Annotated in this window: 20 protein-coding genes and 1 riboswitch; of the genes, 14 read left to right on the top strand and 6 right to left on the bottom strand. The window is 50.5% G+C overall.

Translation table 11 applies throughout. The features are described from left to right. The first annotated feature begins 3 nt into the window (after positions 1-3). The 12 genes from L9P87_RS08275 to thiE all read left to right on the top strand — a co-directional run bounded on the left by L9P87_RS08275 (position 4) and on the right by thiE (position 11,263). Entirely contained in the window at positions 4-663 is a 660-nt protein-coding gene (locus L9P87_RS08275; protein ID WP_237444203.1) for a riboflavin synthase, read from the top strand. Positions 664-730: 67 nt separating this feature from the next. Continuing rightward, positions 731-1,858 (top strand): bifunctional 3,4-dihydroxy-2-butanone-4-phosphate synthase/GTP cyclohydrolase II, encoded by a 1,128-nt coding sequence (gene ribBA, locus L9P87_RS08270; protein WP_237444202.1) that lies wholly within the window; start codon positions 731-733, stop codon positions 1,856-1,858. A 42-nt stretch (positions 1,859-1,900) separates the two neighbouring features. After that, positions 1,901-2,374 (top strand): 6,7-dimethyl-8-ribityllumazine synthase, encoded by a 474-nt coding sequence (gene ribH / locus L9P87_RS08265; protein ID WP_237444201.1) that lies wholly within the window; start codon positions 1,901-1,903, stop codon positions 2,372-2,374. Positions 2,375-2,429: 55 nt separating this feature from the next. Then, positions 2,430-2,894, top strand: a complete 465-nt coding sequence (nusB, locus tag L9P87_RS08260) for a transcription antitermination factor NusB (RefSeq protein ID WP_237444200.1) — start codon at positions 2,430-2,432, stop codon at positions 2,892-2,894. Positions 2,895-2,989: 95 nt separating this feature from the next. After that, the gene (thiL, locus tag L9P87_RS08255; RefSeq protein WP_237444199.1) at positions 2,990-3,946 is read left to right on the top strand and encodes a thiamine-phosphate kinase; all 957 of its coding nucleotides are present in this window, start codon (positions 2,990-2,992) and stop codon (positions 3,944-3,946) included. 15 nt (positions 3,947-3,961) lie between these two features. After that, positions 3,962-4,462, top strand: coding sequence for a phosphatidylglycerophosphatase A family protein (locus L9P87_RS08250; RefSeq protein WP_237444198.1), 501 nt, complete (start codon positions 3,962-3,964; stop codon positions 4,460-4,462). 140 nt (positions 4,463-4,602) lie between these two features. Continuing rightward, positions 4,603-5,151, top strand: coding sequence for a ProQ/FINO family protein (locus tag L9P87_RS08245; protein ID WP_237444197.1), 549 nt, complete (start codon positions 4,603-4,605; stop codon positions 5,149-5,151). Positions 5,152-5,477: 326 nt separating this feature from the next. Further along, positions 5,478-5,586: riboswitch (TPP riboswitch) on the top strand. 95 nt (positions 5,587-5,681) lie between these two features. Continuing rightward, positions 5,682-7,586: a phosphomethylpyrimidine synthase ThiC gene (gene thiC, locus L9P87_RS08240; RefSeq protein ID WP_237444196.1), complete on the top strand. Its 1,905-nt coding sequence runs from the start codon at positions 5,682-5,684 to the stop codon at positions 7,584-7,586. A 68-nt stretch (positions 7,587-7,654) separates the two neighbouring features. Then, on the top strand, positions 7,655-8,740 hold the full coding sequence (gene thiO / locus L9P87_RS08235; protein WP_237444195.1) for a glycine oxidase ThiO: 1,086 nt from the start codon (positions 7,655-7,657) through the stop codon (positions 8,738-8,740). 4 nt (positions 8,741-8,744) lie between these two features. Then, on the top strand, positions 8,745-8,951 hold the full coding sequence (thiS, locus tag L9P87_RS08230; RefSeq protein WP_237444194.1) for a sulfur carrier protein ThiS: 207 nt from the start codon (positions 8,745-8,747) through the stop codon (positions 8,949-8,951). A 2-nt stretch (positions 8,952-8,953) separates the two neighbouring features. Next, positions 8,954-9,745: a thiazole synthase gene (locus L9P87_RS08225; RefSeq protein ID WP_237444193.1), complete on the top strand. Its 792-nt coding sequence runs from the start codon at positions 8,954-8,956 to the stop codon at positions 9,743-9,745. A gap of 21 nt (positions 9,746-9,766) precedes the next feature. Then, positions 9,767-11,263: a thiamine phosphate synthase gene (thiE, locus tag L9P87_RS08220; RefSeq protein WP_237444192.1), complete on the top strand. Its 1,497-nt coding sequence runs from the start codon at positions 9,767-9,769 to the stop codon at positions 11,261-11,263. A gap of 60 nt (positions 11,264-11,323) precedes the next feature. Here the strand turns inward: thiE and L9P87_RS08215 are convergent, their stop codons facing one another. Further along, positions 11,324-11,926, bottom strand: coding sequence for an outer membrane beta-barrel protein (locus L9P87_RS08215; protein ID WP_237444191.1), 603 nt, complete (start codon positions 11,924-11,926; stop codon positions 11,324-11,326). A gap of 404 nt (positions 11,927-12,330) precedes the next feature. Here L9P87_RS08215 and L9P87_RS08210 point away from each other — a divergent pair, with 404 nt between their 5' ends. Further along, positions 12,331-12,990 carry a retropepsin-like aspartic protease family protein gene (locus tag L9P87_RS08210; RefSeq protein WP_237444190.1) on the top strand — a complete coding sequence of 220 codons (660 nt, stop codon included), beginning with the start codon at positions 12,331-12,333 and terminating at the stop codon, positions 12,988-12,990. A gap of 96 nt (positions 12,991-13,086) precedes the next feature. Continuing rightward, positions 13,087-13,680, top strand: a complete 594-nt coding sequence (gene ribA / locus L9P87_RS08205; RefSeq protein ID WP_237444189.1) for a GTP cyclohydrolase II — start codon at positions 13,087-13,089, stop codon at positions 13,678-13,680. A gap of 52 nt (positions 13,681-13,732) precedes the next feature. Here the strand turns inward: ribA and dxs are convergent, their stop codons facing one another. The 5 genes from dxs to L9P87_RS08180 form a co-directional block, all read right to left on the bottom strand. Next, the gene (gene dxs, locus L9P87_RS08200) at positions 13,733-15,604 is read right to left on the bottom strand and encodes a 1-deoxy-D-xylulose-5-phosphate synthase (RefSeq protein WP_237444188.1); all 1,872 of its coding nucleotides are present in this window, start codon (positions 15,602-15,604) and stop codon (positions 13,733-13,735) included. A gap of 106 nt (positions 15,605-15,710) precedes the next feature. After that, the gene (locus L9P87_RS08195; RefSeq protein ID WP_237444187.1) at positions 15,711-16,631 is read right to left on the bottom strand and encodes a polyprenyl synthetase family protein; all 921 of its coding nucleotides are present in this window, start codon (positions 16,629-16,631) and stop codon (positions 15,711-15,713) included. Continuing rightward, entirely contained in the window at positions 16,631-16,963 is a 333-nt protein-coding gene (locus tag L9P87_RS08190) for an exodeoxyribonuclease VII small subunit (RefSeq protein WP_435531788.1), read from the bottom strand. Before L9P87_RS08190 ends, L9P87_RS08195 begins: the two co-directional genes overlap by 1 nt. Before the next feature lie 302 nt (positions 16,964-17,265). Continuing rightward, positions 17,266-17,658 carry a hypothetical protein gene (locus L9P87_RS08185; RefSeq protein ID WP_237444186.1) on the bottom strand — a complete coding sequence of 131 codons (393 nt, stop codon included), beginning with the start codon at positions 17,656-17,658 and terminating at the stop codon, positions 17,266-17,268. Between the two features lie 237 nt (positions 17,659-17,895). Beyond that, positions 17,896-20,346 carry a DNA polymerase II gene (locus L9P87_RS08180; protein ID WP_237444185.1) on the bottom strand — a complete coding sequence of 817 codons (2,451 nt, stop codon included), beginning with the start codon at positions 20,344-20,346 and terminating at the stop codon, positions 17,896-17,898. Positions 20,347-20,472: the final 126 nt, after the last annotated feature.

Raw genomic sequence — 20,472 nt, 5'->3', positions numbered from 1 at the left:
TATATGTTTACAGGAATTATCGAATCACTGGGCAGTATTCGCCAAGTACACCGCAGTCAGGGGGATATTAAGCTAGAAATATCCAGTGGTGAACTGGATTTGAGCGATGTGCATCTGGGAGATTCTATCGCCGTCAATGGTGTTTGCCTCACGGTTACAGCAGTAAAGGCTCGGAGTTTTGTTGCCGACGTCTCGGTCGAGACCATGGACTACACTAGTATCGGTCAGTTGCAGAGTGGCAATGCGGTCAACCTAGAAAAAGCACTGATGCCGACCAGTCGCCTGGGCGGTCACATTGTCAGCGGCCATGTCGACGGCGTCGGCGAGATTACTGAGCGGTTTGATGATGCTCGCTCTATCCGGATGTGGATCAAGGCACCGACGGATTTAGCGCGGTATATTGCCCACAAGGGGTCGATCACCGTCGATGGTGTCAGTTTGACGGTCAATAAGATCGATGGTTCGAGGTTTGAATTGAATATAATTCCCCATACCGCCGAGCGAACGTTGCTGCCTTCTTATCGTCCTGGGCGCCGCGTAAACCTTGAGGTAGACGTGATCGCACGATATTTAGAGCGACTGTTAACCGCGGATAAAGACAGTGAGGCGGCGAGCGAGGGTGTCACTTTGGCCAAGCTTGCCGAGAGTGGGTTTTTAAAGTAGCTCGCAAACGCGTAGAATAGCGCCGTCTCAATAGGCGGCAATCATCAAACATCAGTGGATTTGTAAAATGGCGTTAAATACCGCAGAAGAAATTATTAACGATATCCGTCTCGGTAAGATGGTTATTTTGATGGATGACGAGGACCGTGAAAACGAGGGTGACATTGTCATCGCCGCGGAATGTGTCAACGCCTCCGATATTAACTTTATGGCCACCCATGCCCGGGGCTTGATCTGCCTGACATTAAGTGAAGAGCGCTGTGCCAAGCTAAATCTACCGCTGATGGTTACCGAAAATGGCTGTCAGCACAGCACCAATTTCACCCTGTCTATCGAGGCTGCGACCGGTGTGACCACGGGGATCAGTGCAGCTGACCGTGCGCATACCGTTCGCACCGCAGTGGCACGCAATGCGGTACCAGAAGATATCGTCATGCCCGGTCATATTTTTCCGTTGATGGCCAAGCCCGGTGGTGTATTATCCCGCGCCGGTCACACCGAGGCCGGCTGCGACTTGGCTCGCCTTGCCGGTTTTGAGCCAGCGGCGGCAATTGTTGAAATTATGAACGAAGACGGTACTATGGCCCGTCGTCCAGACTTGGAGGTCTTTGCCGCCGAGCACGATATGAAAATCGGCACCATTGCCGACCTGATTCAATACCGTGTTGCCAACGAAAAGACCATCGAGTCAATCAGTGTGGGTGAGATCGAAACCGACTACGGCAGCTTCGACTTACACACCTTCCGCGATACCAGCGAAGGCAAGTTACACTTTGCCCTGGTCAAGGGTGAGGTGACGGTAGATGATCCGACGCTGGTTCGTGTTCACCTGGGTGCCACCGTACGCGATTTAATGTGTGCAAAAATTCCGGGTAAAGAGCAGGGCTGGAACATCAAGCGCTGTATGGAACGTGTTGCAGCAGCAGGCAAAGGCGTGGTGTTATTGATCGACAGCCCCGAGAGCCAGGAAGATTTATTGGCCAGTGTTGAGGTGGCGCTGGGCAATAAGCCAAAGCCTAAGTTGGATGGCGGCAGCAGCCAGTCGACCTATTTTACCGTCGGTATTGGCTCGCAGATTTTACGGGAGGTCGGCGTTGGTAAGATTCGTCTGATGGGGCCGCCGATTAAATACAATGCGATTTCAGGCTTTGACCTTGAAGTTGTCGAATTTGAACCAATTGAACCGGAAGCTTAAACAGCACGCGGTTGAATTGATAAGCATCATAGAGAGAATGAAATGAAAGACATAAAAACGATCGAAGGTAACTTTGTCAGCGGTGAAAAGAAACGTTTTGCACTAGTGGTTGGTCGTTGGAACAGCTTTGTTGTTGAGTCCATGTTGGAAGGCGCCCTCGATTATTTGCTGCTTCACGGTGTCAATAAGGACAACTTAACCATCGTCCGCTGTCCGGGTGCGTTCGAAATACCATTGACCACTAAAAAAGTAGCCGCCACCGGTAAATACGATGCCATTATTGCCTTAGGCGCAGTTATTCGCGGTGGTACACCGCATTTTGAATACGTCTCTGGTGAGTGTGTTAAGGGTCTTTCGCACGTTAATCTTGAAAGCGAAATCCCTGTAACCTTCGGTGTATTGACTGTCGATACCATCGAGCAGGCGATTGAGCGTGCCGGCACTAAGGCCGGTAACAAGGGTGAGGAGGCTGCGGCCTCTGCACTTGAAATGGTCAGTTTGTTAGACCAACTGTAATTTTACTTTTTAGATAAACCGCGACATCGGTCGCGGTTGATGATCGAGAATCTTCATGTCAAATCAATCGAGCGGTAAACCAAAGCCCCCCCTGTCACAGACTCGCCACAAGGCACGTCACTATGCGATGCAGGGCTTATATCAATGGCAGATGTCGGGTACGGCGATTCATGTAATCGAAGAGCAGTTCCGCGCTGACTATGATATGAGTAAGGTTGATGTACATTACTTCCACGACCTGCTGGACGGTGTGGCGGCTAATCTGGCCGAACTACAGGAGCTTTTTGTGCCGCTGTTAGATCGCGAACTCAAAGAGCTGGATCAGGTAGAGACCGCTCTGCTTCGCCTTGGCAGCTACGAGATGCTCAAGCGCACCGATGTGCCCTACAAGGTGGTTATTAACGAGGCGGTTGGCTTGGCGAAGAAGTTTGGCGCCGCCGACAGTCATAAATACGTCAACAGTATTCTCGATAAGTTGGCCCGTAAGATCCGCACGACAGAGATCGACGCCGAGGCGTAGTCCTGTTGCTGTCGTGTTATTAAGCCTCTCTGTGAGGCTTATTTTTTTTCGGCGACAGCAACAGTATTGGCCTCTGTCTTTGGTAGAGTTTCTCTATGGATGAATTCGATCTCATTAAGCAGTATTTTCGCCGTCAGCATAGCTGTGATGGCGTCGTCGTCGATAACGGCGATGACTGCGCGATTGTCGAGTTAGCGGCCTCGGAGCGTTTGGTGTTCTCTATCGACACCATGGTCGAGGGGCGTCATTTCCTCGCCGATATGGCGCCACAGGACCTCGGTTATCGAGCCCTGGCGACGGCACTGAGTGATCTTGCTGCAATGGGGGCTGAGCCGCGATATTTTACCCTGGCGCTGACGCTTCCCGCTGTCGATCATCAATGGCTGGCCGGGTTTAGTCAGGGGCTTTTTGAGCTCGCCGAGCAACACGATATGGCGCTGCTGGGTGGTGATACCACCAGGGGGCCGCTGACGATTACGATTCAAGTCCACGGAGTGATCACCGACGATGCCTATTTATCCCGTGCTGGCGCCAAGGTTGACGATATTATTGCCGTGACGGGCAGTATTGGCGATGCCGCTGCTGGACTGCAGCTGTTACTGCGTGAGCAAGAGGCTGCCGACGCCTTTCTGTTGTCTCGATTCCTACGGCCGACGGCCAGGGTTGCCGAAGGGCAAGCGCTGCTGCCGTATAGCTGTTGTGGAATCGACATCTCTGATGGCCTATTGGCGGATCTGGGTCACCTGGTGGCCGCCAGTGAGGTGGCGGCAATCGTCGATGTCAATGCACTGCCCACATCGAAAGCACTGGGCTTTATCGATGATGTTGACGAGCGTCAGCGCTACCAATTAACCGGTGGTGATGATTACGAGTTGTGTGTTGCTATTGCACCGGACCGGTGGTCGCAGGCCAAGGCTTATTTTGCCGCCCAGGGCTGGCCACTGACAGCGGTTGGGCGTATTGTCGCTGCGAATAGTCAAGCCGACGCTATTTCTCTGCGCGGCAGCGACAGTGAAATACTAGCGCAACAGACGGGTTTTAAACATTTTTAGCCGATGAGTATTGAAATGTCTGAGCATAAAAAAGGGCTGCCTAAGCCTGAGAAAAACTTGATTCACTATGCTGCCTTTGGTTTTGGCAGTGGTTTGGCGCCGAAAGCGCCAGGCACTTTTGGTACTGTTGCCGGCATGGCGATCTATTGGTTGCTGTTGCAGGATTTATCGCTGACCAGCTATATTGTCATGCTGTTGGCGACCACGGTGCTGGGCATTTATCTGTGCCATAAGACGGCGGCCGACTTACAAGTACACGACCACCCCGGGATTGTTTGGGATGAGTTTGTCGGCTATTGGATTACCATGTTGATGGCGCCAGCCGGCATGATTTGGCTGTTGCTGGGTTTTGTATACTTCCGTATTTTCGATATCTTGAAGCCTTGGCCGATTAGCTGGTTAGACAAAAAAGTTGGCGGCGGCTTCGGCATCATGGTCGACGATATTCTGGCCGGTATTTTTGCCCTGGCGACGCTGCAGCTGACGGCATATTTTTTGCCCAGTCTCAGTTTTTAATGGAAAAGGCGGTGATGTCACCGTTTTTTCTCCCCCTTAGATAGCAGTTATGCAAGGCTAATTTAGTGCCGGCGTGATTCACTCTGTGAATTTTGTTATTCTAGAGCGCTCTGATAACCCAAGACCCAAGGAATGTCGCTGTGCCACAGCCAATACCTACCAAAGAAATCATCGATGTAACCTCTGTTTTTCTCGAGGTAAATTACCCCCATTTGTTCGGTGAAGACATCGCTCCGCTGGCGATTGGGATATACAAAGAGCTCTGTGCTCGACACCCAGAATTAGCGGATGCTTTTGAGTACTTCTTAGGTAAGCATACCCGGTCGGTGAAATACCATCGGGCAGTTTGGAATAATGGCCAGCCGCGTATGCGTATTGACCTCGATAAGAACGAGGCCACTGAAACAACGGCCTCAGAGCGGCAGTTGTCTGGCATCGTCCTATCTAAACGTGGTGTTAAGAGTGACGAATTGAAGGCCTTGATGAAGGTTGTTAATCAGAAGAAACGCCAGAAAGAAGAAAACCGACGCAAAGAGATGGAGCTGCAACAGCAACAGCAACGACAGCTGAAGTTAATGGGCAGTGAAATGCAGCGCCTCGCCGGCCAAGGGCTGGATGCAGCAGCGATCAAGAAAAAGACCGGTGTGCAGCTGTCAGAGCGTGCCATTGCTAAATTTCTCAGTAAATAGCGTAGTCAGGTAGGGGAATCTACCTATCTTGATATGCGTCAATAGACGCATAGGGGGATTCCCTTATACTGGTCACATAAAGCAGCAAAGTGATAAACAAAGCGTTTATAACAATAAACAGTCTAAACAGTCTAATAAGAATAATAAACGAATACGCTAAGTCACTAAGGCGCAATACAAAAAGATGTTGGAAATGATTGGAACAGTGTCTTACTGTTAACCCCTCGGTCTCTTTGAAGAGAGGCTGGGGGGTATCCTATCTGACGTTTTTTTCATGTTTTACTCCCTTCTTCTTGCGTTAGCGTCGGCAAACTTCTAGAATCCTGCACAGCTTGTCGGGGTGCTAATAGTCGTTTATTCGATTGTCTTAGCTGAGAATTTACCCGTTGAACCTGTTGGGTTAATACCTGCGGAGGGAACAAGATCGGCGCATCAGCCGTTAGACCACAGCAGCCCTCCTGCAATCCCACTTTGACAGACAACGTGTGCGCCCTGATTTTACCCATCGATTAATGATCACAGGTATTGTCATGTCCAGCAGCAAACTGAGCCAAACCGCACGTGTAGACGAGGCTTCAATCCAACCTTTTCCAAATTCTAATAAGCTTTATGTCGAAGGCAGTCGCCCGGATATCAAAGTGCCGATGCGTGAAATCGCTCTGACCTCGACAACCGTCGCCGGCCCTGACGGCAGCACCAGCCTGGAGCCTAACGACCCCGTACGTGTCTATGATACCTCCGGTGTATACTCTGACCCGGATGTGCAGGTCGATATCCGTAAAGGCTTGGCATCGATTCGCAGCAACTGGGTATTGGAGCGCGACGATACCGAAGAGCTTTCAGGTGACACCTCGGACTATGCTCAGATGCGCGCTGCCGATGACAGCCTCGATGAATTACGTTTTGATTTAAAGCGCACGCCACGTCGAGCCAAGGCTGGTCGGAATGTGACGCAGATGCACTATGCCCGCCAAGGTATTATCACCCCTGAGATGGAATATATTGCCATCCGTGAAAACATGACGCTGCAACATTTGAAAGAGCGTGGCCTGGTCGATGATCAGCACCCCGGAGAAGCCTTCGGCGCCGAGATCCCGGATGAAATCACGCCAGAATTTGTTCGCAGTGAAGTTGCCCGTGGTCGAGCGATTATCCCTAACAACATCAATCACCCGGAGTCGGAGCCAATGATTATTGGCCGTAATTTCTTGGTTAAGATCAACGGCAACATTGGTAATTCGGCGCTGGGTTCTTCGATTGAAGAAGAAGTGGCAAAGCTGAGCTGGGGTATCCGCTGGGGCGCCGATACCATGATGGATTTATCAACGGGTAAAAACATTCATGAAACCCGTGAGTGGATTATTCGCAACTCACCAGTTCCCGTCGGTACTGTGCCTATTTATCAGGCGTTGGAAAAAGTCGATGGCGTGGCGGAAAACCTTACCTGGGAAATCTTCCGCGATACGCTGATTGAACAGGCAGAGCAGGGCGTAGATTACTTCACCATTCACGCCGGCGTACTGCTGCGCTATGTGCCGATGACGGCAAAGCGCGTTACCGGTATTGTTTCTCGCGGTGGCTCTATCATGGCCAAGTGGTGTTTGTCGCACCACCAGGAAAATTTTCTCTACACCCACTTCGAAGAAATTTGTGAAATTTGTAAACAGTACGATGTTGCCTTCTCTTTGGGCGATGGCCTGCGTCCAGGTTCGATTGCCGATGCCAACGATGAGGCGCAATTTGGCGAGCTGGAAACACTGGGCGAGTTGACTAAGATCGCTTGGAAGCATGATGTACAGGTGATGATTGAAGGTCCCGGCCATGTGCCAATGCACATGATCAAGGCCAATATGGAGAAACAGCTTGAGCACTGTGACGAGGCGCCGTTCTATACCTTAGGCCCTTTGACCACAGATATAGCACCGGGTTACGACCACATCACCTCTGGCATTGGTGCCGCTATGATCGGTTGGTATGGTTGTGCCATGCTGTGTTATGTGACACCAAAAGAGCATCTGGGCCTGCCCAATAAAGACGATGTAAAAACCGGCATTATTACCTACAAATTAGCGGCCCACGCCGCCGACTTGGCCAAGGGGCACCCCGGCGCACAGGTACGTGATAATGCGTTATCGAAAGCGCGTTTCGAGTTCCGCTGGGAAGATCAGTTCAATCTGGGTCTGGACCCCGATACTGCCCGCAGCTATCACGATGAAACTCTGCCGAAGGACTCTGCCAAGGTGGCCCATTTCTGTTCGATGTGCGGCCCTAAGTTTTGTTCAATGAAAATCTCGCAGGAAGTACGAGACTACGCCTCGGTCAATGGTGTTGAGGTTGCCGGCGACAGTATTCAAATCCTTGATTTGGATGCTGAGATGCAGAAAAAATCAGAGGAATTTAAACAGGCGGGTAGTGAAATCTACCAAAAGGTTTAAATTGATCGGGCGACGGTCATAGGGCCGTCGCTGATTTTATTTGCTTGTCCCACCACGGGTAGTACGTTATGAAAATTGGTATTGCCGGCGCCGGTATAATCGGGCGCCTGAGTGCCTTGCTATTGCATCAGCGCGGCCATCAGGTCACGTTATTTGATCGCGACGGCATCGACAATGGTTCGGCTTGCAGCTATACCGCCGCAGGCATGCTGACGCCAATCAGCGAGGCTGATGTTAACGAACCGCTGGTGTATCAATTGGGTGTCGAGTCGCTCAAGCGCTGGCCGGCCTTGGTTAAAAATATTAATGGTGAAGTTTTTTATCATACTGGCGGCAGTATCGTGGTTGCTCACCGGCAAGACCAGGCCGACTATCATCGCTTTTTACAGGCGGTAAATCACAATGCTAAACCAACCCGCGACCAATTGCAGATGCTGAATCAGCAGCAGTTAGCCGAGTTAGAACCAGCCTTGGCTGAACGTTTTCATCAAGCGGCGTATACGCCGGATGAGGCATGGTTATGTCCCTGCTGTGTGATGCCGACATTGGGTGAGCAGCTGGTTGCCAGTCGTGTGCCCTTTTATACCCACAGCGAAATTACGGCTGTCGAAGATAATACCATTACCATTAAGGGGCGGGCGAGAAGCACTGACCATGTTTTCGATAAGGTGATCGATAGTCGAGGTCTTGGTGGCAGAGATGCACTGCCGCAATTGCGGGGTGTGCGTGGTGAAATTATCTGGGTACGCGCCCCCGATGTTGATATCAATCGCTTGGTACGTCTGATGCATCCACGCTATAGAATTTATATTGTGCCGCGTCGTGATGACCTGTACTTGATTGGTGCTACTCAGATAGAAAGTGAAGATTACAGTGAAATCAGCGTTCGATCGAGCTTGGAGCTGCTCTCTGCGGCCTACAGCGTTCACCCCGGTTTTGCCGAAGGGCGGGTGATTAAATCCGATGTGAATGTGCGGCCTGCATTGCCGGATAATCAGCCGAAGATATTTGTCGACGGCGATGTTTTTCGAGTAAACGGTCTATTTCGTCACGGTTACTTAATGGCACCAGCGATAGTTGATGAGTTGATCGAGAGGATCGAAAACGAAGATTACCAATCGCCGTTTGAAAATTTATTTAGAGATATCGAGTAGGATTATGATTGAGCTTTTGTTGAACGGCAGTAGGAAATCATTATCTACCAATGTCAGCGTTGCCGAGGCGTTGCTTGTTTGGGGTTATGATGTAGAGAAAAAAATTGCCGTAGCGATTAACGGCGAGTTTGTCGCTCGCAGCCAATATGGCCAACAGCTATTAGCTGCCGGCGATAAAGTCGATGTTGTCAGCCCTATATCAGGAGGCTAAAAATGAGTGATCCGTTAATCTTAGGTAACAAAACGTTCGCCAGTCGATTTTTTATCGGCAGCGCCCTATACCCTTCGCCTCAGGTAATGTGTCAGGCTATTGAAGCTTCCCGATCACAGGTGGTGACGGTGTCGTTACGTCGCCAAGCAGCGCAGGATAATCAGGATGGCGAGGCGTTTTGGCAGCAAATCAAACAATTAAATGTTGATGTGTTACCCAATACTGCCGGCTGCTCAACAGTGAAAGAGGCTGTTAATACAGCGTTAATGGCTCGGGAAGTTTTCGACACCAACTGGATTAAACTGGAGGTGATTGGTGATGATTACAACCTGCAACCGGATCCTTTTTCTCTGTTGGAGGCAACAAAGGAGCTGATTGAACAGGGTTTTGAGGTGTTTCCTTACTGCACGGATGACCTAGTGCTGTGCACCAAGCTGGCTGAGCTTGGCTGTAATATTTTAATGCCCTGGGGGGCGCCAATTGGTACAGGCCAAGGCCTGCTCAACCCTTATGCACTGAAAACACTGCGCCAGCGGCTGCCTGAATTGACGCTGGTTGTCGATGCGGGTATCGGTCTGCCCTCCCATGCCAGTCAGGCGATGGAGTTGGGCTATGATGCGGTGTTGCTGAACAGCGCAGTCGCCTTGGCGCAAGACCCTGTCGCCATGGCCGCGGCTTTTGGCCAGTCAATCGAAGCAGGGCGAAGCGCCTATCTGGCTGGCGCTATGCCGGCTCGAGATACCGCCTCCCCTAGTTCGCCAGTGGTTGGTCAGCCTTTTTGGCACAACGATTAACACCGCCTGAGAGAATACGCGATGAATAAGAAACCTATTGTCTGGACGATTGCCGGCTCCGATAGCGGTGGTGGTGCTGGCATTCAAGCCGATTTAGCTACATTTAATGATTTTTCTGTTCACGGTTGTACGGTCATCACCGCCTTGACGGCGCAAAATTCTGTGGCCGTCAGCGCCATTGAAGCCACCCCTGTGGCGCATATTCAAGCAGAGATTGCTGCGCTGAATACGGACTTGCCAGCAACGGCGATCAAGCTGGGTATGCTGTTTAATCACGAGATCATTAATACCGTTGCTGATTTTGTTGCGGGCCTAACGATACCTGTTGTTTGTGATCCGGTAATGATTTCAACCAGCGGCAGTTTACTACTAGATGAGGGAGCTCGGAGTAGTTTAATCGATCGATTGTTTCCGCACTGCAGCCTGATAACGCCTAATATACCCGAGGCTGAAGCATTAACCTCAATGGTGGCGTCCAGCCCTGAGAAAATTGAGGAGATGGCAGAGGTCATTCTCGCCAGTGGCGCCGCTGCGGTTTTAATCAAGGGTGGACACAATCATTTTAGTCCTGATAATCAGGGGCTTGATGGCAATTACTGTTATGACTTTTTTATCGATAAACAGCAGCGTTTTTGGCTGCGCGGCGATTTAATCGACAATGGAAATAACCATGGCAGCGGTTGTACCCTGTCCTCGGCGATAGCGGCATTGCTGGCTCGTGGTCTGGATATTGAAGATGCTGTTACTGCTGCCAAGGCTTATATTAGCGAGGGTATTGATGCGGGTGAACAACTTGGCCAAAGTCACGGACCTATCGCCCATATGGGCTTCCCTAGCAAATCACAGCATCTACCGAAGTTGTTTAAACAGTTTCCGAAAACTAAAAAAATCGCTTTTGTCCGAGAGGTCGATAAGCTGGGGCTCTATCCTGTGGTCGACAGCAGTGAGTGGGTTGCCCGGCTGTTGTCCTTAGGTGTTAAAACGATTCAGCTCCGCGTTAAAGATTTGTCCGGTGACGCATTGCGGGCAGAGGTTGAGCATGTTGTGGCTCTGTCACAGCAGTATCAGGCACGCTTATATATTAACGATTACTGGCAGTTGGCGATTGATTGCGGTGCTTATGGTGTACATCTGGGTCAGGAAGATCTTGATGATGCCAGTGTGGAGGCTATTGCCGCTGCGGGGTTGCGATTGGGGGTCAGCACTCATGCTTGGTCCGAACTCGCCAGGGCACATGCAATAGGGCCGAGTTATATCGCTATCGGCCCAATCTATTCGACGACAACGAAAGAGATGCGTTTTGGCCCCCAGGGGTTGCAGCAACTTAGTCAGTGGTTGCAAGTCACGATGCCATGTTATCCCGTGGTGGCCATCGGTGGTATAGATCTGCCACGGGCGATCGAGGTGAATAAGACTGGCGTAGGCAGTATTGCCTTGGTCAGTGCTATTACCAAGGCCAAAGACTGGCGTTTGGCAACCGAGCAGTTAATAGCGGCGGTGGGGACAGGGCATTCTTAATGCTGCTCTGCATCGACAAAAAAACCGGCTAATAGCCGGTTTTTTTTGTGCCTTTTTTCTTTAAAATTTCATGCGGAGACCGAGGCTGGTATTGAGCACATCGTGGTTGTAGTTCAGGCTGGTATTGCCAACCACATCGCTGGTGCCATCGAAGTCAAATTTGATGGTTTCAAGGTAAATCTCAGCGCTCTGAGTGACGGCAAATGAGGCGCCAATGCCGTAGTAGGCGGTGAAATCTTTATCGCTGTATTTAGCGGTACCAATGTCATCACTATATTTCAATTCGCTGTTGAATTGAGAGGCACCAAGCTTGCCGTACAGGCTGAACTGCTCGCTGATTGGCAGCGTACCGACAGCGGCGAAGCCCCAGGCATTGGCTTTTGCCTTAGCGTTGACATCACCGTAGGAGCGACTGACGCTACCGAAGTCGTAGTAGCTGGCTTCTACGCCAAAGTATTGGTTGAACTGATAGCCGCCGGTGAAATTATAACCCGTGTCGTCGCGCTTGATTTCATTGACAAAAAGGTCTGCTGCACCAGCGCTGACGGTATGGTCAGAGTAGCTAATACCGACGCTGCCGTAAAAGCCTGAGTCATTCGCTGTGGCGATGCTGCTGGCGAGAAGAGCGGCGGGTAGGGTGATGGCGGTAATGATTTTCTTCATGGTATAACTCCACTGGCATGGCTGTAATTGTGTATCGGTTGTTTTTGCGTGGGGCTATTATGATTTCTATTGGCAAAATATTTATCCGGACTAGACGCGAATGTATACGGTGATGTACTGAGTGGGACGGTGAAAACCCCCTACTTATAGGTTGTTTTTTGCTCAAGATTACCGAATGATAATAATCAATAGCTCTCATTTGTAATTTTATATTCTCTTGATAATTACTCTGGGTTATTTACTTGATACATTATTACATTGAAGGGTGAGTGTTTGGCTGGTGGTGACATCAAAAAATCATAAAAAAGCGCCTCGTACTGTAGTTGCTGACCTATAGGGGGTTATACTAGCTGCGCTAGGACGACTACTAAGATGTTGAGACAGTTAAATAAAGGCGACCACAGATGAGTTACCAGGGAAGAGCGCGCGTCGTATTTTTTACTTTTGGGCTGATGATTATTTTCTTATTCAGCTGTCATCGCGTGATGGCCGGTCCAGACGTCGTCGTCAGCGGTTTGTTTAATAACGGCGCTATATTAGACATTAATGGCAAACAGCGTATGTTGCGTGCCGGTCAAACCAGCCCAGAGGGCATCAAGCTGATCTCGGCCAATAAACAGCAGGCCAAGCTATTAATCGACGGCAAACAATACACCCTTGGTCTGAGTAGGCGGATCAACAATAACTACAAGCAGGCCGAGTCAGTGACGGTGGCGGTCAATAATAATGGCTATGACCAATTTATTACCAGCGGGAGCATTAATGGCCGTGGAGTAAAGTTTCTGGTGGATACCGGTGCCACCAGTGTCGCTATGAGTATCTCGACAGCGAAGACTTTGGGGATTAATTACCTCGCCGGCATACCAATACAGGTGGGTACTGCCAGCGGCGTGGTCAATGGCTATAAAATTACTCTCAACAATGTCAGTGTCGGTGGGATCAGCGTCAGTGGCGTCGACGCCATTGTCAATCAAAGCCCCATGCGAGAGGTCTTATTGGGCATGAGTTTTTTGAATCATGTTGAAGTCAGCCATAAAAATGGCGTGCTTTATTTGACGAAGTAACACTGTTGTTGAGGGCGCTGGCTAACAGGTTAGCCAGCGCCTTGGTTTGCTGGTAGAATTACGCCCCCAATATAAGACAGGCTTAGGAGTTTTGGGATGCCGGTCCGTTACGTAGAGTCATCAAAATTGCCCACCCAGTGGGCTGTATTCGATATGCACGGTTACGAAGATATCGATACAAAAAAAGAGCATATTATTTTATCGCTAGGCGATGTAAGTGATGGTGAGCCGGTATTGGCCCGAGTACATTCAGAGTGTCTTACTGGCGATGCCCTGTTCAGCCTTCGCTGTGACTGTGGTTCACAGCTAGAGGCGGCGATGGAGGCCATTGCTAAAGAGGGGCGCGGTGCTATTTTGTATCTGCGTCAGGAAGGCCGTGGCATTGGCTTATTGAACAAGATTAAAGCTTACAAGTTGCAGGACGAGGGAGCGGATACCGTCGAGGCCAATGAGGCCTTAGGTTTTGGCGCCGATATGCGTGATTACAGTATTTGTCAGCAGATGCTGGAACACCTCAGTATTGCGGCGGTTAACCTGATGACCAATAACCCGCGCAAGGTTAAGGCGCTACAGGAAATGGGTGTTAACGTGGCGAAAAGAATACCGCTACGCACTGGTAAGAACCCCCATAATGAGAAATATTTGGCGACTAAGGCCGGCAAACTCGGTCACATGATGAAAGACAGCTAAAGCTGTTTGAGCAAAAAAAAAGCCGCTATTGCGGCTTTTTTTGTCGCTCGAATTAATCGAGTAATGCCAACCGTTGTCGAATGCTGTCGGCAATGCCGTCGCTGTCGAGACCGAATTTTCGCAGTAAGGTTTTTGGCTTGCCATGCTCGGGGAACTGATCGCTCAAGCCGAGGTTGAGTACCGGCATAACAATACCCTGTTGATTAAGGTATTCGTTAATAGCGCTGCCTGCGCCGCCGCAGATGGTATTTTCCTCCACGGTAACAATGAGGCGATGGCTATCACTGAGGCGGCTGATCAGCTCGGTGTCGAGAGGTTTCACAAAGCGCATATCAACCACCGTGGCCTGAAGTCCGGCGGCGGCCTCTACCGCGGCGCCAACAAGGCTGCCGAATGCCAAAATAACTACCTCTGTACCCTCGCTAACTATTCTGCCCTTGCCGATTTCAAGGCTGTCCAGCGCGGACTCAATGGCTGTGCCGGGGCCGGTGCCGCGGGGGTAGCGAACGGCTGCCGGGCCGCAATAGTGATAGCCGGTAGTCAGCATTTTCCGGCATTCATCTTCATTGCTTGGCGCCATGATTACCATGTTGGGAATGCAGCGCATAAAGCTCAAATCAAAGCTGCCAGTATGGGTGGCACCATCTTCACCAACAATACCCGCACGGTCGATAGCAAAGAGTACATCGAGGTTTTGTAGGGCTATATCGTGAATCAGTTGGTCATAGCCGCGTTGCAAAAAGGTAGAGTAGATAGCAACAACTGGCTTAAGCCCGTCACAGGCCATGCCACCGGCAACGGTGACAGCATGCTGTTCGGCGATGGCGACATCGTGATACCGCAGGGGGTAGCGTTGACTGAACTTTATCATCCCCGAGCCCTCACCCATGGCAGGAGTTATACCGATAAGTTTTTCGTCTGCCGCTGCTGTATCGCATAGCCAATCACCAAACACATCTTGGTATTTCTGCTTGCCAGTGGCTTTTTCTGCCGTGTCTTGGACATTCTTGGGCTCGAGTTTGGTAATGGCGTGATAGCCAACGGGATCGGCTTCGGCGGGAGCAAAGCCCTTACCCTTGGTGGTCATTATATGGAGCAACTGGGGCCCGGGCATGTCGCGAAGATTACGTAAATAACCGACCAGCTCGATGACATCGTGGCCATCTACTGGGCCAATATAGTTGAAGCCGAGTTCCTCGAACACTGTGCCCGGTGAGATGAAACCCTTCATGTGTTCTTCGGTACGGCGAGCGATTTCGAGTGCCGCAGAGGGCAGCTTGGAGAGCACCTTTTTACTGCTGTTACGCAGGCTGTTGTAGCTGGGTGATGCCCAGATTTTCGACAGGTAGGTGCTGAGTCCGCCAGAGCTCTTCGATATCGACATCTGATTGTCGTTGAGCACGACCAGCATATTGGCCTTTTTATCGGCGGCGTGGTTGATGGCTTCAAAAGCCATGCCGGCGGTCAGGGCGCCATCACCAATAATGGCGCAGCTTTTCTTGCCCGCCAGTGCCATGCCGAGAGCGGCGCTGATGCTGGTGCTAGAATGGCCGACGCCAAAGGTATCGTACTCACTTTCACTGCGTTTGGGGAAACCTGACAGGCCGCCGGCATGACGAATACCGGTCATCTGTTCACGACGACCGGTAAGGATTTTGTGGGGATAGGTTTGATGACCAACGTCCCAGACCAGGCGGTCATTTGGCGTTTCGTAGACATAATGCAGGGCAATGGTGAGTTCAATCACACCGAGGCCGGCGCCGAAATGGCCGCCACTTTGGCTGACACTATAAAGCAGAAACTCCCTTAACTCGTTGGCGAGTTGGGGTAATTGATCGATATCGAGCAGCCGAAGTTGAGCCGGGCTGTCGATGCTATCCAATAGCGGTGTGTCTGGTCTATGTGTGGGAAAATGATTAAACATCAGGTATTCATTGTCACTTTATGCGCCGATTTGGTGGCGTTGTCAGGGATGAGGTGGGGCAAAAAAACGCCGCTCACCAGTACAATTTGCCTATTGTAATATAAAACTAGTGATTACGTGTAACGGCATAATGAGCAAGCTGTCGCAGCGTGTCAGCATGTTCGTCAAAATCCTTCAGTGCCGTCAGTGCCTGTTGCAGCAGCTGCTGTGCCATATCTTTGGCTTGGCTTAACCCCAGCAGTGCTGGGTAGGTTGATTTGTTGAGCGCAATGTCGGCCCCGGCAGTCTTGCCCAGAGTAGTGGTGTCGCTTTCAACGTCGAGGATATCGTCGTGTACCTGAAAAGCGAGACCAACCGCTCTGGCGTAGTGATCTAAGGCTATTCTTTGTTGCTCGCTGGCGCCGGCGCAGATAGCGCCCATGGCAACGGCAGCCCGAATCAGTGCACCGGTTTTTAAACTGTGCATTTGTTCGAGTTGCTCTAAATTGACCCGCTGGTCAGTGGCGGCGATATCCAAAGCCTGTCCGCCGACCATGCCAACAGGGCCTGCAGCCAAGGCCAGCTCTTTTACCAGTGCGATTTGCTGAGCCGGGGGGATGTCGTCGGCGCGGCTGAGGGCTTCAAAGGCCATGGCCTGCAATGCATCACCGCTGAGAATAGCGGTGGCGTCGTCAAAGGCTTTGTGAACAGTCGGCTGGCCGCGACGCAAATCGTCGTCATCCATTGCGGGTAGGTCATCGTGGACCAGTGAGTAGCAGTGGATAAACTCAATGGCGCAGGCGCTTAAGTCGAGGCTTTTGCTAGTCTGCTTGCGCCCGGCCAGCACGGCGTCGGCGGAGGCAAAGACCAGCAGCGGCCGCATCCGTTTACCACCGTTCATGACGCTGTATTGAATCGCTTGATAAACTCGCCCCAGGTTATCGCCGGCACCTTCCGAATAGGGCGATACGGGGGCTTCGAGCTCGGCACTCAGACTGCTGTTAATACGTTGTTGGGCGTGCTGTAGTTGTTGGTTCAGAGAGCTCATTACTCGCTGTCTTCCTCGTTGAAATCGCTGTAGGCTGCGGCGCCATCGGCCTGTTCGGTGACGGCTAAAACACGTTGCTCGGCCTCGTTCAAAGCCTGCTGACATTCACGGGTAAGCTTGATGCCTTTTTCAAACTGCTTAAGAGAATCTTCGAGGCCGAGCTCATCTGTCTCAAGCTGTTCGACAATGTGCTCCAGTTCTTCCAGCGACTTTTCGAAATTGACTTTCTTGCTCCGCACCATGGTGGCAGGCCCCTTTGCTGTTTTGCAGTGATTATTTTGTTCTGCGATGTTGTCGCTATGATACACCACTATGGCAGGCTTTTGGCGCAAAATTATTCCGCCTAATATGGGTGTTGAGGTGTTGTTGATTGATGTGTTTTAGACGATTTTCAGTATCACACCCCCCAACATTGGGGTGTCGAGAATATTGTCTTAAGTACAAGTTTTTTATCGGTTATTTCCTACACGCAGAGGGGCAATATCGGCTTTTAACTAACGATTTTGTATAGCACAATAGTGGGTAGATGGAGCGCAATAATACAAGGATGTATTACTACGATCTAATCGGTTGCGCCTATCTCTTCTCTTTACGTCCCAACATACCTATTCGAATTACCTTGAGATTGCTGTCGTCAGCTCTCTGATACCTGCTGTTGGCTGGCCAAGAATAAAATCATCGCTGTAAATAACGAGCTAACAGCTACGCCCATGGCGATGGCAAATTCCCCGGGCATGTCGAGTCCATATTTTGCGTAGGCATAGTTGCTGGCCGATGACAGCGTCACCAAGGCCGCTGTTAAGGTAGGCAGTAGATACCGCTGTGAATGATAGATTGACGTTGATGCGGTCAGCCACATGAGGAGTATGGTAAGGGCTTGGAGCCAAAGGGCGGGGGTCTTATATTGTGCTGCGAAATGGAGCACATAGGCACTGAACAGAAAAGAGATAATGGCACAGCAAAGCACAGCGGTGAGTGTCCTGTGACGCTGGTTCGGGTTGTATTGGTCATATTTATTGGTTGCCAAAAAATAGCAGCCAGTTACCGCTGACAGCACTATTAAGGCAATGCAAAAAAGAATAACCCAGCACATAATAGGTGGCTCAAAAAAGACGAGTCACGAATATAGAGATTTATCGACTAAGTTAAACTAAGGATTTTTACTTAGAACAGTGAATTAACGCCGCCAATGCATTATAAATCGTTAATATTTTAGTTGTTTACTGTAATGGTACGACCGTACAGTATGTTTCTAAGGCTGCTTTTATGATTGATCAAAGAGGTTGATCTGTCGATTGTTAATGGCGTCAAAACTGGTCTCTAAAAAGTGTAATATTCCATCGGCTATAGGCTCAATCTGACGTTCAATATACAGATCATAATCGAGCGCCGCTGTGTAGCTATCTGCCGGTTGCGGGCCGTGCAGAGTCATCACGTATTCCACCCAGCCGCCACGCTGATAGCGTGGGGGTAAACCCTGATCAATCCGTTGTTGGTCGGCCAGCCTAGCAGCTTGAACGTGAGGGGGGATGTTTTTTTGATAGTCATCGAGTTTTCGACGCAGTCTTTTTCGGTAAATTAATTGCTGATCCAGCTTGCCACCACGAATGTCGCTGACCACTTCTTTGATGTATTCCTTGTAGGGCAGTTGATAAAAAATACGGCGATAGAGTTCACGCTGGAAATCCCTGGCCGCTCGAGTCCAGTCGGTTCTGACCGCCTCTAGCCCTTTGAAAATCAGCTCTAAGCCATCGCCTTTTGTAACCAGGCCGGCATAGCGTTTTTTGCTGCCCACCTCGGAGCCGCGAATAGTTGGCATGATGAATTGTTGAAAGTGGCTTTCAAACTCAATTTCAAGGTGGCTGTCGAGTTGATAGTGTTTGTGCAAATGCTGCCGCCACCATAAGTTGAGTTCGGCGGCCAGTGTGTTGCCAATACTATCGACCTGTTGATTGCTATAACCTTGCTCGGCATTACTGAGCCACACGAAGACAGAGTCGGTATCGCCGTAAATCACTCGATGCCCCTGCTGCTCGATTAATTCCTTGGTTTTATTCAGTACGTTGTGCCCGCGCAAGGTGATAGAACTGGGTAGACGGTAGTCGAAAAAGCGGCACCCGGGGGTACCTAAGACACCATAAAATGAATTCATAATGATTTTGATTGCCTGTGACATCGAGGCGTTTTTCTGCTCTTTGGCGCTGTCTCTGGCCTGCCATAACTCGGCAATAATAGCGGGTAGCAAGGCCGACTGTTTGTCGAATAAGGCCCCGTTAAAACCACTGACCAGCGTTTCAATCTCCGTATTATTGGTCTCGAGCCGGTCTCTGGTGGCGGGGCTGGCCTGCTGTTTTAGGCCGTTAATTAAGGCAATCGGGTCAATCTTGAAGGTGCGAATAATCGATGGGTATAGGCTCTTGAAATCGAGTACGAGGACGTGACGATAAAGCCCGGGAAAGCTGTCCATCACATAGCCCCCAGGGCTACCAACTCCCTCGGGCTCGGCTTTCAGGTTAGGGGCAATGTAGCCACTGCGGTGTAAGCGGGGAAGGTAGCGGAAATCAAAGGCGGCGACGGAGCCGCCGAAGCGATCCATTGCCAGCCCCGTTAATCGTGCGCGTTCGATGGCGAAGTCGATGAGTTTGGTGTGTTGGAAAATATCCCAGACCAGCTGACAGTCTTCTAAGTTGTATGCCGCCAGTGCGGGCTTGTCATTGTTGAATAGTTCGGCAATATCTTCGCCGCGGTGCTGCCCTGTCAGTAATTTTTGGCGCTTGAGTAATTGCTCGGCAACATGGTTCAGCGAGAAACTCTCGAAACTATAGGTAGCTGATTTTAACGTATCGATACCATCGAGGATTACCCGGCCCGGAACGGTCAAAGTGTAGTGCTCATTATCGCTTTGTGATTCCTGCCAGTAAATCGTGCTGCGGCCCCTGCCGAAGGTGAAGCTAATGCCGAGGCGTTGACAGACTCGCTGGAGAAAGCGTAAATCAAAGTTGATGACATTCCAGCCGATGATAATATCGGGGTCATGTTGTTGCAGCAGTATCAAAAAGGCTTCGATCACGGCCTGCTGATCGGGGTGGAAGTGCAGGGTATCAGTGTCGATACCCGAGCCCACCATTAAGACAATATTATGTTGCCGTTGCTGTTGATCAAAGAAGATGCAGCCGATCGAAAACAGCTCGTCGCTGTACATTGCGGTTTCTATATCGAGAGACAGGACAGAGAATAGGGGAGTAAAATCATCGGTTTTTAACTGCGGGTTTACCGCTTTTAAATAATTGTTTCTGGCTTTAAAGTCCCCTTTAATAGTCATCGGAGCGGTGATAAAACGCTCCATTAAGAAGCGATCGCTGTGGCGGATATCTGCTTCTAACGGCTCTATGTTGTGTTCTTTGAGTGTTTTTCTGGCCTGATATAAGTAGCGTTGAGCTGCAAAGTAAAAGGCGGTCAGTGGTTGCTGCTGAAAATCTGTCAACTCGAGTTGTTGCAGCTTGGCCAGGGGAATAGAGGCCTGCTTTAGCCGGTCCAGCGCAGGTTGCTGCTGAGACTGAGGAACAAAAAAAACGGCTTGCTGATTATCGAACAGCAGTTGTAAAGGGCCCTGAGGGCTGGTCAGCCAATAACTCAGTTGCAGCTGTAGGCCAGTGGGTGTTTTGACGTCACGCCATTGACGAGAGAGCAAGAATCCGGTCACCGTTGTAGGCATAAGTGTTTCCTGTGGGTGACGGAAGAAATGAAGCGAGGTGGTAGTGTAACGTAGATAGTGACGTGGGTGTGATTGCTTTGCCGGTAATGCACTGGCACCGGGCAAAACAGTCAGTCTGTAGCGGGA

Origin of the sequence: Sinobacterium norvegicum (assembly GCF_923077115.1) — a bacterium.
GTDB classification, from domain to species: domain Bacteria; phylum Pseudomonadota; class Gammaproteobacteria; order Pseudomonadales; family Sinobacteriaceae; genus Sinobacterium; species Sinobacterium norvegicum.
This window is presented reverse-complemented; position numbering and strand designations above follow the sequence as displayed.